Raw genomic sequence first — 14650 nt, forward strand, 5'->3', positions numbered from 1 at the left:
AGGCGGCTGATGGTATGCAGCAGCAAAAAGTCTATTCAATCAAAGAAATAAACAAATATATTCGGATGAAAATGGAATCGGATCAACTGCTATCTGAAGTATGGTTACGCGGAGAAATCTCGAATTTCACTCATCATTCTAGTGGACATATGTATTTCACGTTAAAAGATGAAAGTAGCCGTATCAAAACGATTATGTTCGCTTCTCATAACCAGCGACTTCCTTTTATACCCAAAGAAGGCGCTAGAGTGATGGCAAAAGGAAATATATCGGTCTTTGAACGGGATGGTCAGTATCAATTCTATGTCACACAGATGCAACCTGATGGCATCGGCAGTCTATATCTGGCGTATGAACAGCTCAAACAGAAGCTAGAACATGAAGGGCTGTTTGATCATGGACGCAAACGTCCGTTGCCTGCTTTTCCCAAAGTGATCGGTGTGATTACATCGGGGACAGGAGCAGCGGTGCGGGATATTTTGACGACTATTCGTCGACGTTATCCGATTGTTAAGATTGAAGTCTACCCTGTACTTGTGCAAGGAAAAGGTGCAGGTCCGTCGGTAGTCAAAGCGATTCAGAATTTCAATCGTATGCAAGAAGCCGATGTACTGATTGTGGGTCGTGGTGGTGGATCACTGGAAGAATTGTGGGCGTTCAATGAGGAGATCGTTGCTCGTGCGATTGCTTCTTCTAAAATCCCGATCATTTCAGCAGTCGGTCATGAGACGGACTTTACGATCGCTGATTTTGTAGCTGATCTTCGTGCTGCAACGCCTACAGCGGCGGCAGAGCTAGCCGTACCCAATATCAATGAATTACGTGCGCAAGTAGAGCAACGTCGTAGACAGCTCAATCAAGGGCTGTTGCGTCTATCTCAGCGTCAACGGGAACGGTTAGAACGTCTACGCCGTGCACCTGTATTGTTACATCCTCAGCGTCATCTGGTACAACATATGACGAGATTAGATATGCTTGAAAGACGGCTAACCAGTAGTCTACAGCGCCGTGCGCATATGCAGCGTGATCGTCTGGGACGTTTCAATCAGCGATTAGCCCGTCATAATCCGCAAGAACAATTGATCTATGCTCGTCGTCGTACCGATACGGCACGTCAACAATTGGAGCTTCGTATGAGTAGTATTTTACGGCAAAAGCAACAAAAGTTAGGCTTTGGTATGAAGCAACTGGATGCATTAAGTCCACTTAAAGTCATGGCAAGGGGATACAGTCTGGTCTATGACGAACAAGAGCAACAACTGGTCAAATCGGTACAACAAGTGCAACAAGGTGATCACATTATCGTCAACGTAGAAGATGGACAATTGAATTGTCAGGTGACAGAGATCAAGGAGGCGGCAACCGATGGCAAAAGCTGAAAAAGAAAAAGAGTTAAACTTCGAAGAAGCAATGGATCGTCTGGAAGAAATCGTCTCCGAACTGGAAAATGGAGATGTTCCACTGGAAAAAGCGATCGACCTTTTTCAACAAGGAATGAAATTATCTCAAATCTGCGGTTCGAAATTAGAGCAAGTGGAACGTAAAATCGAAATGATCGTAGAGGAAGATGGCGAACTACGTAAAAAGCCATTTGATACCTCAGAAAGCGGTGGCAGTATTGACTAGTCGTCCGGATCTACAAACATATATGCAAGAGATTGCTACTTATGTGGGCGATCAATTGAAATTCGTGTTACCGATTGAATGGAGTGTACCGGTGAATCTGCAAGAGTCGATGCAATATTCGTTAATGGCAGGTGGAAAAAGACTGCGTCCATTGTTCGTGATTGCAGCAGCAGAAGCGTTAGGTGGTAGTCGTGAAGCGGCTTTGCCTGTAGCTTGCGCTGTAGAAATGGTGCATACGTATTCGCTTGTCCATGATGATCTACCGGCAATGGATAATGATGATTATCGTCGAGGTAAGCTTACCAATCATAAAGTTTATGGCGAAGCGATGGCGATTCTAGCAGGTGACGCGCTGTTAACGCAAGCCTTTTATACAGTCACTCAAGCATCCAAAGCAGGAGTATCCGCAGAGGCACTACTTGCGATTGTTAGCGATATGTCTGAATATGCTGGGCCTCGTGGGATGGTTGGCGGTCAGGTGGCTGATATGGAAGGCGAGCAAGGAATGACTGAGATTGCTCAACTCGAATATATCCATTTGCACAAAACAGCTGATCTATTTATGTTCTCGTTAACGGCTGGCGCACGTACAGCAGGTGCAACGCAGCAACAACTGGATGCTTTGCGTCGCTTCGGTTCTGATCTCGGTTTAGCTTTTCAAATTCAGGATGATATTCTGGATGTGATTGGAGACGAAGCATTACTGGGTAAAAAGACACAAAGCGATATTAAAGCTCAAAAAGTGACTTATCCTTATTTTATCGGACTAGAAGCTTCACAAGCAGAAGTAGCACGCTTGACCGAAAGCGCGAAGCAAGCTCTAGCAGAAGCCAATCTGGCAGATTCACAACGATTAACCGAGATTGCTGATTATCTGGTAAAAAGGGACCATTAATCGTAAGGAATGATCATTTTAGTTCGTCTATACGTATATAGGATAGACATTCACTATTCAGGAGCATTCACACATGCATTTTCGAAAAAAAGGGAATGTTGTGATATAGTGAATAATAATATAAAAGATAGATGAAAAGTTGGACAAGGTAAACATTATAATTTTAAAACCAATTGGATGTCGATAAGCATTCAACAAGGAAAGCGGGGAAATGGTGTGCTGCTTCCACAGATTCATCAACCAAGTGATCTTAAAGATCTAACAACGGAACAATTAGCCGATTTAGCAGGCGAGATTCGTCAATTTCTGATCGAAAAATTGTCAGTAACTGGCGGGCACCTTGCTTCTAATCTGGGTGTAGTGGAGCTCACCCTGGCACTTCATTATTTGTATGATAGTCCAAAGGATAAAATGATTTTTGATGTTGGACATCAAGCGTATGTGCACAAGGTATTGACAGGACGGATGGATCGTTTTGATACATTACGTAAATACCAAGGATTATGCGGATTTGTAAAACGTAATGAAAGTGAACATGACGTATGGGAAGCTGGACATAGCAGCACTTCTTTATCCGCAGCTATGGGTATGGCACTTGCACGTGATTTCAAAAAAGAAGATAACAAAGTTATCGCTATTATTGGTGATGGTGCGTTAACAGGCGGTATGGCATTCGAAGCATTGAACCATATCGGTCATGAACAACGTAAATTGACAGTGATCTTGAATGATAACGAAATGTCGATTGCTCCAAACGTAGGCGCAATGCATAAATATTTGGGTAAGATTCGCTCGGATAAAAATTATTTGCGTGCAAAAGACGAAATGGAATCATTGATCAAAAAGATTCCAGCAATCGGCGATAAAATTGCTAAAACGGCTGAAAAGCTTAAAGATACACTAAAATATGCTATGGTATCTGGCGTATTGTTCGAAGAACTAGGATTTACCTATTTGGGACCTGTGGATGGTCATGATCTACCGAAATTGTTGGAAACGTTGCAACAAGCAGACAATGTAGAAGGACCTGTATTAATCCATGTGGTGACGATCAAAGGTAAAGGATACTTACCAGCTGAAGCCGATTCTTACAAATGGCATGGTATTACACCATACAAAATTGAATCCGGTCAAGTGCTCAAAGCAGCAGGCGGTCATCCGATGTATACCGAGGTATTTGGTCAGACATTGATCGAACTTGCAGAACAAGATGAGCGTATTGTGGCAGTTACGCCAGCAATGCCTGGTGGTTCTGGATTGTTCCCATTTGCAGCTCGTTTCCCGGATCGTATGATTGATGTAGGGATTGCAGAGCAACATGCAGCAACGATGTGTGCGGCGCTTGCGATGGAAGGCATGAAGCCTGTATATGCAGTGTATTCTACCTTTATGCAGCGTGCTTATGATCAGATTGTACATGATATTTGTCGTCATAATGCCAATGTGATGTTCGCTATTGACCGTGCTGGCTTTGTCGGCGCAGATGGCGAGACGCATCAAGGCGTATACGATATCGCATTTATGCGTCATATTCCGAATATGGTTATTATGATGCCGAAGGATGAGAATGAACTTCGTCATATGATGAAAACAGCTGTCGATTACAATGATGGCCCTATCGCTTACCGTTACCCACGGATTAGTGGCTTAGGTGTACCATTGGATCAAGTGCTGACAGCGATTCCGATCGGACAATGGGAAACGGTACGTGAAGGTGAAGGTTACGCGATTCTAGGTTCTGGACCGATGGTTCAACTTGGACTTGAAGTAGCGGATGAACTGAAACGTGACGGTATGAACATATCTGTCGTTAATGCTCGCTTTATGAAGCCATTAGATGAGCAATTGTTGCTTGATCTAGCAGCAAAAGGTACACGTATGCTTGTAGTTGAAGAAGCTTCACAAGCAGGTAGTATGGGTAGTGCTGTGCTTGAGTTCTTTGCTTCTAAAGGATTACACGATGTTGCTGTAGGCATCATGGGTGTACCGGATGAATTTATCGAACACGGTAGTATCAAAGATCAGCAACGTGAAGCTGGATTAACCACTGAAAATATCGCTACCGCTCTCAAAGCGCTTGCGCCAGGCGAAGCAATTACTTTTCACAAAAACTCAGTTTAACATTTGTATCTCTACACCATAAGATCAACAGAAGCGAAGCGGAGGGCATTCTTTCCGCTTCGTTTCATGTTGTTATTTCATTTTGCAAGCTAGGAGATATCCAATCATGGCAAGTGACAAAGAACGAATCGACGTCTTACTCGTCGAACAAGGCTACTACGAGAGTCGTGAGAAAGCCAAGGCAGCAATTATGGCTGGATTGGTCTACGCAGGCACAGAGCGTCTGGAGAAGCCAGGCATGAAGATAGCTCGTGACACCGATCTAAATGTCAAAGGTTCGGTTCATCCGTATGTAAGCCGCGGTGGATTGAAGCTAGAGAAAGCATTGAAACATTTTGAAATTCCTATGACAGGACGTACCATGCTTGATATTGGTTCCTCTACAGGAGGATTTACCGACTGTGCACTTCAACATGGGGCAGAATACGTGTATGCGATTGACGTAGGGTACAATCAGCTGGATTGGTCGCTTCGCAATCATCCGCAAGTACAAGTGATGGAACGTACCAACTTCCGCTATATGACACCGGATCAACTAGAAGGACCACGACCTAATTTTGCAAGTATCGATGTGTCATTTATTTCGTTACGATTGATGTTGCCGCCGCTGAAAGAATTGCTTAATCGTCCTGCTGATATTGCAGCGCTGATCAAGCCTCAATTTGAAGCCGGTCGTGACAAAGTCGGTAAAACAGGCGTAGTGCGTGATCCGAAGATTCATGAAGAAGTATTACTGCATGTTCTTACGTTTGCAAGAGAGATCGGATATGTACTCAAAGGCGTAACGTTCTCCCCGATTACAGGAGGAGAAGGCAATATCGAATTTCTAGCTCACTGGTATCTACCTTCCGGTGAAGGGGACGATACGATCGAACAATTGGATGTTATTGATATTCCTGCGCTTGCTTCTCAGACAGCCCTTGAAGCCGCTCATACATTCCGCGGTGGTTCAGCCAAAAAGTAAAACATTCATACAGCATGACCTATATCTATGCAAGCACAACAAAGACCTGATGTTCGGTGTATGTTACTGAGCTCAGGTTTTTTTGTTCGCATGAAGCGATTCAACTGGAAGAAAAAACTAATTCCAAAAGACTATTGATTTACGAACAGGTATTCCTATATAATGAGAACGAACGTTCCGACTATAGCGCTTAACACTACATGTGTAGCCTATCTGCCAAATGGTGAATCGATCTGATCGATATCGCTTAGGCTTGGACCTTCTCGTTCTGGATGTTACAATAGGATAATCTGTTCGGCTAATGATCAATGATCCTCATATCTACAGTATTTTCCATTCACAAAAAGGAATCTACGTATATGTTCACGAATAAAGATGGATGAGCATATTCTGTGTACGATGCATAAATACACAGAGATAGAGATAGCGGAAGGTTAACACTATAGAGAGCACATCACAAACGGAGGTCTTTATGAAGGGACAACGACATATCAAAATACGGGAGATTATCACCCATCAAGATATTGAAACTCAAGACGATTTAGTGGAAGCATTGCGTAATGCAGGCTTTCAAGTCACCCAAGCAACGGTATCAAGAGATATCAAAGAATTATTACTAATCAAAATTCCAACGGATGACGGAAGGTATAAATATTCATTACCAACGGATCAACGTTATAACCCGGTGCAAAAGTTAAAACGTGCATTAGTGGACAATTTCTTGCAAGTAGATTTTACAACTAATCTGGTGGTTATGAAGTTCTTACCAGGTACAGCAAATTCAATCGCAGCGCTGATCGACAATATGGAATGGCCTCAGATTATGGGAACTATTTCAGGAGACGATACGCTACTGATTATTTGTCGTCAACCGGAAGACAGCCAACAGGTCATTGATCAAATTATGAGCTTTATTTCATAATCATTGATGTCGTTGTAATTGATACGTTAATGTTCGGCTCGGCACACAAGTTGCCAGCTTAACCGCATGAGCTTGCTCCATATCGGTCTTAAAGCGTTGCTCCATAGTCTTTTATACGAAGAGGAGTGAGGCTCATGCTAGTTATGCTGAGCATTAAAAACCTGGCTGTTGTTGAAGAAATCGACGTTTATTTTCATAAAGGATTCCATGTACTGAGCGGTGAGACAGGTGCGGGTAAATCAATCATTATTGATGCATTAGGTCTGATTGCAGGTAGTAGAGGTTCAGCGGAATTGGTACGTTACGGAAATGATAAAGCTGAGATGGAAGCGTTATTCGAGTTACGTGGCGATCACCCCGTATGGGATACGATGTCACGACTTGGCATTCAGGGAACCGCAGAAGAACATCTAGTCATTCGCCGTGAAGTTACAGCGAGTGGTAAGAGTACTGCGCGTATTAATGGACAGTTAGTGAATCTGACGATGTTGCGTGAGATCGGTGAGCAACTGGTCAATATTCATGGACAGCATGAGCACCAATCTTTGATGAAGCCAGAACGTCATCTGAGCTTACTCGATACATTCGGATTTGCAGATATTAATCCATTAAAAATTCAATATCAACAACAATATACAGACTATGCCAAAATCGAACGTGAATTACGTGATCTGCAAGAAACAAGCCAGAAAACGTACCAGATGCTTGACCTATATCGCTTCCAGCTTGAAGAAATTTCTTCAGCAGGACTAGAGATCGGCGAAGATGAGCTATTACAGGAAGAGCGTCTACGTCTTTCTCATAGTGAAAAAATGATGGAAGCTATCGTAGGTGGATATCATTCAATCAATGGAGACGGAGGTATGGGTTCTGTAACGGTCGCTATTTCTCAACTGGAAGATGTCACTCGTTACGATTCCAAAGCGTTAGATCCTATCCTAGAGCAGTTACAATCTGCTTTTTACCAATTGGAAGATGCAGCTTACCAATTACGGAGTTATCGGGAGAATATCGAATTTAATCCAGGTCGTCTAGAAGAAGTAGAAACTCGTCTGAATCAAATCTCAGGTCTGCGTCGTAAGTATGGTGACAATGTAGAAGAAATTCTAACTTACTATGAGAAGATTCAACATGAGACAGATCTGCTTGAAAATAAAGACGAACGTCTGGCTGAAATGATAGAACGTCGTGATCGTTTACGTGATAAATTGCTTCAGACCGGTGAGAAACTAAGTAAAGTTCGTCGCAAAGCGGCAGACGAACTTGCCAGTCAAGTCGAAGCAGAACTCAAACATCTACAAATGGAGCGTACTTCGCTGCGTGTCAATATGGATTATATTGATGATGCGAATGGACCCGAGTGGAATGGACGTCATATTCGTATTACCCGTCAGGGAATTGATAATGCAGAATTTTTGATCTCTCCGAACCCGGGTGAACCGTTACGTTCACTGGGTAAGATCGCTTCTGGTGGTGAGTTGTCACGTATTATGCTTGCTCTGAAAAGCATCTTTGCTCGTCATGATCAAGTTCCTGTACTGGTATTTGATGAAGTGGATACAGGGGTTAGTGGTCGGGCGGCACAGTCGATCGCAGAGAAATTGTTCAAATTATCTGCCGATTGCCAAGTATTCTCGATTACTCACTTACCTCAGGTAGCTTGTATGGCAGATCATCAATATCTAATTGAAAAGCATATTGTTGGAGATCGCACAGCGACTCGTGTGACTTCGCTTCATGAAGATGGACGTGTAGATGAACTTGCACGGATGCTTGGTGGAGTAGAGATTACAGAGAAAACCAATCATCATGCTCATGAAATGTTGAAGCTAGCGGAAGCTCGCAAAGACAGTTCTACGTATGCGGTACATTAAACAATCTTGAAATAAGATGCTCAAGTCAAAGGAAGAGCTTAACGCTCTTCCTTTTGTGTTATACATATAGAAAAGGAACGTTTATCAACCAAGTTAGCAAATATGGAAAAATAATCCGCTTTTTTACATTCGACAGCAGGAATACCCTTGTTGGTGTCGAAAAGTATAATAAAGAGTCCAAAACAGTCAAATTTCTGTAGCGACTTGATGATCACAGTACTTCAAGTTTAAATATATTTTCTGCTTGTCCCCCAAAACTATGAATGTAAGTACAACAAACCGCTATGCCATAGTAACAGAGAACTTATAAGGAGGAATTATAACGTGTCAGATATTAAAGTATTATTAGCGGACGATAATCGTGAATTTACCAATATGCTTGCTGAATATATTTCCAGTCAAGAAGATATGGAAGTAGCAGGTATAGCATTTAACGGAGAAGAAGTATTGCAAATGATCGATCAATTACCAGAGCTTCCAGATGTATTGATCTTGGATATTATTATGCCACACCTCGATGGATTGGGTGTATTGGAGCGCTTGCGAGACATGAATCTATCTCCAGCACCGAAGATTATTATGCTAACAGCATTCGGTCAAGAAAATATCACACAACGTGCCGTACAATTGGGTGCATCCTATTACATCCTCAAGCCGTTCGATATGGAAGTATTGGTGAGTCGTGTACGCCAATTGGTAGGATCACCGATTACCAATAGCGGTGGCAATATGCAACCGGGTAATAACAGCAACAGCATGGGCAATAAAGTGAATAACGGTCTACCGCCTGTAACCAGAGGTAAAAATCTGGATGCCAATATTACAGCGATCATTCACGAGATCGGCGTTCCTGCACATATCAAAGGCTACCAATACTTACGTGAAGCGATCACGATGGTCTACAACAATATCGAGATTCTAGGATCGATCACCAAAACATTGTATCCTGCGATTGCAGACAAATTCAAAACAACCCCTTCCCGTGTAGAACGTGCCATCCGTCATGCCATCGAAGTGGCTTGGACAAGAGGGAATATTGATAGTATCAGTCATTTATTTGGCTATACGATCAATATTAGTAAAAGCAAACCTACCAATAGTGAATTCATCGCGATGGTAGCGGATAAGCTAAGAATTGAGCATAAGGTTCCGAATTAATTGTCTATAATATACGATGAAATAGATTGAAAAATAGCCCTTATTTCTAAGGAACAGTATTTTAGAAATAAGGGCTATTTAGTATATAAATCTAGTATTATATTGAAATAATGATATCACATATGATATCATTATTTCAAAGAAGGAGTTGTTGTTTATGGCATCTATTGAAAAAATAATAGATAAAATGCGAAATCAACCAAGAGGTATATCGTATAGTGAAGCGGCAAAAGTGTAATCTATTATGGTTATGAATTAAAACGTAAAAGAGGTTCTCACAGGATATATGGTGATCCCCATGGAAATGTATTTGTTTTAAAAGAAGAAAATCCTTTAAAGATTTCATACATAAAAGAAATGTTAGATCGATTGATAGAAGATTAGACTTTAAATCGTATAGATATTAAATAAAAGGAGTGAACAGGAATGAGTAAAGATATAGAGTATTATATGAATCTTCCTTATACTATAGAAATTACTAAAAGAAATGACGGAGATGGTATCTATTATTTCGCTAGAGTTGAAGAACTTTCTGGCTGTCACACCGATGCACCTACCATTGCAGAAGTAATCGCTGAATTGGAAGAAATACAACGTGATTATTTAGAAATCAAGTTAGAATCTGGTGCAGAAATTATAGAGCCAAACGAAGATTTGCCATCTGGACAAATACCTTTGCGTATGCCTAAAACAATGCACAAGCAATTGCTCAATGCTGCTAAAAAAGAAGGCGTATCCGCTAATCAATTTGCTGTTGTCCATTTAGCTCAAGCTTTAGGAATACCAGGGAATACAGTTGGAGAAAAGTTGAAATTATAAGTAAGGTAGAGTTAAGACCAATACTGATCATAGTATTGGTCTTTTTTGTTTATATAAATTTTTCTAATTATATAATGTTAATCATTCAGAGTAATTTTGGAAGATGGAACTATTGATTTCTCAAAGAATTCATCTATATATTTTAAAATAGAAGTTATTGAATGGCTAATTAAAATTAGAACTTTAGGATATATACCTGAGATTATAATTGCTAAAGATTTAAGAAAGAAGATACCTAAAAAAAGGTCAAGAATTCTTAACCTTTTTTAATAACTTTATTGTTAAATCAATTATTTCTAAGATTCCAATATAATTACTTGATAAAAAGAATTCAGATAGTTACATTTGAGTAAGATTTCTTCTTCTCGTATATTTTTTAAAAGTATATTAATTTTCAAAACTATCATCTTCGACAAAATCCATAAGCTCAGATATATCTATAATACCCATCGCATCTGCAATCTTTTCAATATTAGCAATATTAAGTTCTTGATAGTTATTATTACAAAGCATTGAAATTTTAGATTGAGGGACACCAGAAAGAGCTTCAAGTTCTTTTTGAGTCATTGATCTATCTTTTAATGCTTGTTTTAGTTTGATAACAAGTTTGACCATATTTCCTCCTAAAAGTATTGACTATATACCGATATCGTGATATTATTTGGGAGAAGAAAATATATCGATATCGGTATATTGGAATCGTTAAATTATGTAATTTTATTTAAAGCTTATATAATCTTGAAAAGTAATTAATAATGCAGAAAGTAGAGGTAAACAATGACCCAACTACTACATAGAAAAGCCCAAATCAAAGAAGCCTTCAATCAGTTCATATCCACACGTATGGATCAAGTCAGTGAAGATGCTATTTCGCCTTCACCTGAATATCAGGCACTTACTACTGAATGCACCGAACTATTCGCTACCATCTATGATCAACTACCACCAGACATCCAAATTCTGTTCACTCAATATGAAGAAGTGGTTACGTTGATTCAAGGATTGGCAGAATCGACAATGTATGAGCAGGGGGTCAAAGACGGCTTGCAATTGAGTCAGGTGCTGTACAGTTATTGACCTCGAATATCCTCTACCAGACACGTTTTTCATTTATGTATATCAGCCAAATCATAACGTACAATTGTATATTTTTCAAATGTGTCTAATCTCATTACAACTTTTCCTTACCGTTTATATTCGATCAACCAGCAATCCCGATATTGTCCTTCATGCCATTCATGTTTTTGCAATAATTTTACTTTTTGAAATCCACATTTTTCATAACAATGGAGTGCTCTCGTATTCCATGTCTGAGGGTCCATTGCGATACGATGGGCTTGTTTTTGCTGTGTCAAGAAGGTAATCATCGTCTGAATAAGTAGAGTACCGATTCCTCGGTTCCAATACTCCGGTTCTCCGATAAACTGATCCATCCCATAGATGATTTCGTCAGCATCCTGATATCCGTATGCCTGTCTACTTTCTTCATCTAATAGATAATACTGAATATAGCCTATAGGTACACCTTCATATTCGATGATACACTGCACATCTTCAGTATCTGGATCGTAAAAGATTTCAGTCACTTTTTCCATATCCAGTGGTTCGTCCCGACCTTGATAATATTGGAGTACTGTAGGATTAGACATCCATTTAACCAGTATATCTTTATCTTCCATGCGAAGAGCACGAATAGACAAATGACTGTTCGAAATAAGCATTGTTAAGACCATTCTTTCCGATAACTAAGCGGGGTACAGTTGACTCTGGCTTTGAATAAATTGATAAAATGAGATACATTTTCTACGCCGACTTCATTGGCGATTTCTTGGACGCTTTTGTCGGAATATTGTAGCAAGCCTTTGGCAGCATTGATCCGAATATGGATCAGGTATTCGATCGGAGGGAGTCCGATATATTGTTTGAAGTCTTTGGTTAATTGAAATTTGTTCATCCCATATTGTCGGGCAAGCTGATCCAGTGTGATCGCTTGAGTATAGTTGTGTTCGAGATAGGTCTGTATATTGAGTATTTTGGATGGGATCGTGTAGGTATTGTCTCTTGCATAGATCGTCGTCATGATGATCTCGGTTAATAATTGGGTGAGGAGTTGCGCATTCAGTAACTCTGTTTTTTGCGTACGAGTATATTGTAAGTTGAGCAATTGCAGTCCAAGCTCTAGCAGAATAGAAGATGATGGGGCATGATAAATAGGCAATTGATTGGCTTCATACTGACGATAATAACCTTCTATCGTAGCGCCATACATATGTATAGATAATGTTTCCCACTGTTGACCGGCATCTGCTTCATAGCGGTATTCTTCTGTGCAATCGATCCAGAAGAAATCTCCAGCTTGTAATGAATAGGATTGCCCTTGATAATACAGATGACCTGTACCGGATAACGTATATAAAAATAGATACGAAGCAATACGAGCATGTTTAATAGAAGAAGAGGCTTCGATATCCGTATAACCGATTTCTTGAACATACAGGTAGGTGGATTGAGCGACAGGAGAAGGAGTTAGAATAAAGCGAATCGGTTTTTGAGAAAAAGGATGCAATTCATTTTCGCTGGATATCATCTTACATATGCCTCCTGGTTTAGAAAGTATGTAGACAAGCGGATATTAATATTTCATATTGTAAGCGTTCTCTTAATGATTGGCAATTCTTTTTCTAAACTGAATTTACTTTATAGATACATACCGCTAATATAGAAAAAGAATGTTGCAACAATGAAAAAAACAACAAAGGAGAACCGCTTATGATTGAATTTCAATATATTCACCATATGAGTCTTGCTGTACGCAATATTGAAGTATCACGTGTATTTTATTCTGATGTGCTCCAATTTCAAGAGATTGAGCGTCCACCATTTGATTCTGTAGGCATCTGGTATGCTCTTGGGAATCAGCAGTTACATTTGATTGAGCAACCGCAAGGAGAGACATTGCGTCAGGGTGGTATTGATTCGACAGATGGGCATTTGGCGATCTGGGTGAAAAGCTATTCGGAGACATTGGAGTGGTTAGATCAACAACAGGTATTTTACGAGGCACGTCCTCATAGTCTGGCGGGATTTGCACAAATCTATATTCTTGATCCCGATCACAATATTATTGAATTGGATGCTCCCTATGAAGCAGAGTAGCGTATCTTCATTATAAAAGGGCACATAAAAAGACCACCCGAAGGTGGTCTTTCTAACCCGATGGCGCTAATTGAAATCTTTGATCCGCATCCCGCGCCTCCGAAGTTCGTGTGGTTTAGACAAGAACCTCGGATTGGGTAAAGGACGCGTTCAACATGTTAATCTGAATGTTGACGCACCTCCTTTCTGTATGAACTAATATTACCATAGGTTTACATAAACAGCTAGTATTTTTGACAAATTTTTATAAAATAAGTGAATAGACCTAGCCTGTTTATTTCCTCATTCCAAAGTCTTGATTCATTACTCATAAATACTCAAAAAGAGATCACAAGCATACACTTTCAGGTATAATGCAAACGAGAATATATTTAAGGAGGTCGTTATGCGGTTTTTAGAAAAGGATTGGACTACTGCAATGATTCGCCGCAAAAAAAGTGTTCGTGGAGGAGTATTTGTAGTTGTTCTTATCTTGCTTATCATTGCTATAGCCAGTCTATTGTGGATGGGCAATGCCAGATTAAATATAGCCATAGATCATAGTGAACAAAATAATCTAGCACTCGCAAAGAAGCTGGAGCAGTATCAGCAGAAGTTAACCCATGTTCAGAACAATTACGTTGATCTTCGAGAAGATACAGCTATTCACGATATGACCCATCAGATCGAAGATTATCTAGCCACAGATGATTTTGTGGTAAACAAAGTCTATTTTTACAAAGATACATCCCATCATTTGGATTATCTCTATATTGATATTTACAACCAGCCGAATATGGAAGCTAGTTATAGCGCACAAGGAGTATACACTTTACCGGATCAGCAATTGAAAGTGAAATGTGAACAGATGATTACGGATGTTCAAGATTATTATGGTGAAGGAGAATTTCTACCAACATGGAATAAAGATACAGTGGTCTATCTTACGATTAATAATTATGAAATCGGTAATAATACCAATGGAAAATTTGAATTAATCGCTAAACTAAATAATCGAAATCCATAATTCTTAGATTTAACGATTTCAAAAAATGAATAATTGATATATAATGATCAAAAGTTTAATCGCATTAACTATGCGATTCAAAACTGATTCTAGACTTGCCTTAATGTTA

15 protein-coding genes are annotated in these 14650 nt (G+C 39.9%); 12 read left to right on the forward strand and 3 right to left on the reverse strand.

Annotation, left to right across the window (positions count from 1 at the left end):
• The first annotated feature begins 14 nt into the window (after positions 1-14).
• From xseA to RCP16_RS04560, 9 genes are all read left to right on the forward strand, one after another.
• Complete coding sequence (gene xseA, locus RCP16_RS04520; RefSeq protein WP_069329104.1) at positions 15-1379, forward strand: exodeoxyribonuclease VII large subunit; 1365 nt, start codon at positions 15-17, stop codon at positions 1377-1379.
• Positions 1366-1626 carry an exodeoxyribonuclease VII small subunit gene (gene xseB, locus RCP16_RS04525; protein WP_069329105.1) on the forward strand — a complete coding sequence of 87 codons (261 nt, stop codon included), beginning with the start codon at positions 1366-1368 and terminating at the stop codon, positions 1624-1626. The genes xseA and xseB overlap by 14 nt, the downstream gene beginning before the upstream one ends.
• Entirely contained in the window at positions 1619-2521 is a 903-nt protein-coding gene (locus tag RCP16_RS04530; protein WP_069329106.1) for a polyprenyl synthetase family protein, read from the forward strand. The genes xseB and RCP16_RS04530 overlap by 8 nt, the downstream gene beginning before the upstream one ends.
• 216 nt (positions 2522-2737) lie before the next feature.
• Positions 2738-4642, forward strand: a complete 1905-nt coding sequence (gene dxs, locus RCP16_RS04535; RefSeq protein WP_273594371.1) for a 1-deoxy-D-xylulose-5-phosphate synthase — start codon at positions 2738-2740, stop codon at positions 4640-4642.
• A gap of 106 nt (positions 4643-4748) precedes the next feature.
• Positions 4749-5606 (forward strand): TlyA family RNA methyltransferase, encoded by an 858-nt coding sequence (locus RCP16_RS04540; protein WP_069329108.1) that lies wholly within the window; start codon positions 4749-4751, stop codon positions 5604-5606.
• A gap of 472 nt (positions 5607-6078) precedes the next feature.
• A complete protein-coding gene (gene ahrC / locus RCP16_RS04545) occupies positions 6079-6528 on the forward strand; it encodes a transcriptional regulator AhrC/ArgR (protein ID WP_069329109.1) in 450 nt (149 codons plus the stop codon).
• Between the two features lie 134 nt (positions 6529-6662).
• Positions 6663-8402: a DNA repair protein RecN gene (recN, locus tag RCP16_RS04550; protein ID WP_069329110.1), complete on the forward strand. Its 1740-nt coding sequence runs from the start codon at positions 6663-6665 to the stop codon at positions 8400-8402.
• Positions 8403-8726: 324 nt separating this feature from the next.
• Positions 8727-9560, forward strand: coding sequence for a sporulation transcription factor Spo0A (gene spo0A, locus RCP16_RS04555; RefSeq protein ID WP_083243611.1), 834 nt, complete (start codon positions 8727-8729; stop codon positions 9558-9560).
• A gap of 426 nt (positions 9561-9986) precedes the next feature.
• Positions 9987-10379, forward strand: a complete 393-nt coding sequence (locus tag RCP16_RS04560; protein WP_069329112.1) for a toxin-antitoxin system HicB family antitoxin — start codon at positions 9987-9989, stop codon at positions 10377-10379.
• A 387-nt stretch (positions 10380-10766) separates the two neighbouring features.
• On the opposite strand, the gene RCP16_RS04565 is transcribed toward RCP16_RS04560, so the two are convergent.
• Entirely contained in the window at positions 10767-10994 is a 228-nt protein-coding gene (locus RCP16_RS04565; RefSeq protein ID WP_308641750.1) for a helix-turn-helix domain-containing protein, read from the reverse strand.
• Between the two features lie 162 nt (positions 10995-11156).
• Here RCP16_RS04565 and RCP16_RS04570 point away from each other — a divergent pair, with 162 nt between their 5' ends.
• A complete protein-coding gene (locus tag RCP16_RS04570; RefSeq protein ID WP_308641751.1) occupies positions 11157-11456 on the forward strand; it encodes a hypothetical protein in 300 nt (99 codons plus the stop codon).
• 107 nt (positions 11457-11563) lie between these two features.
• On the opposite strand, the gene RCP16_RS04575 is transcribed toward RCP16_RS04570, so the two are convergent.
• Both RCP16_RS04575 and RCP16_RS04580 read right to left on the reverse strand, forming a co-directional pair.
• On the reverse strand, positions 11564-12100 hold the full coding sequence (locus tag RCP16_RS04575; RefSeq protein WP_308641752.1) for a GNAT family N-acetyltransferase: 537 nt from the start codon (positions 12098-12100) through the stop codon (positions 11564-11566).
• A gap of 2 nt (positions 12101-12102) precedes the next feature.
• Positions 12103-12966 carry a helix-turn-helix domain-containing protein gene (locus RCP16_RS04580; RefSeq protein ID WP_308641753.1) on the reverse strand — a complete coding sequence of 288 codons (864 nt, stop codon included), beginning with the start codon at positions 12964-12966 and terminating at the stop codon, positions 12103-12105.
• Positions 12967-13148: 182 nt separating this feature from the next.
• Here RCP16_RS04580 and RCP16_RS04585 point away from each other — a divergent pair, with 182 nt between their 5' ends.
• A complete protein-coding gene (locus RCP16_RS04585) occupies positions 13149-13535 on the forward strand; it encodes a VOC family protein (RefSeq protein ID WP_308641754.1) in 387 nt (128 codons plus the stop codon).
• A 385-nt stretch (positions 13536-13920) separates the two neighbouring features.
• A complete protein-coding gene (locus RCP16_RS04590; RefSeq protein ID WP_308641755.1) occupies positions 13921-14541 on the forward strand; it encodes a hypothetical protein in 621 nt (206 codons plus the stop codon).
• Positions 14542-14650 lie beyond the last annotated feature (109 nt).

Origin of the sequence: Paenibacillus nuruki (assembly GCF_963311185.1) — a bacterium.
Taxonomy (GTDB): Bacteria; Bacillota; Bacilli; order Paenibacillales; family Paenibacillaceae; genus Saccharibacillus; species Saccharibacillus nuruki.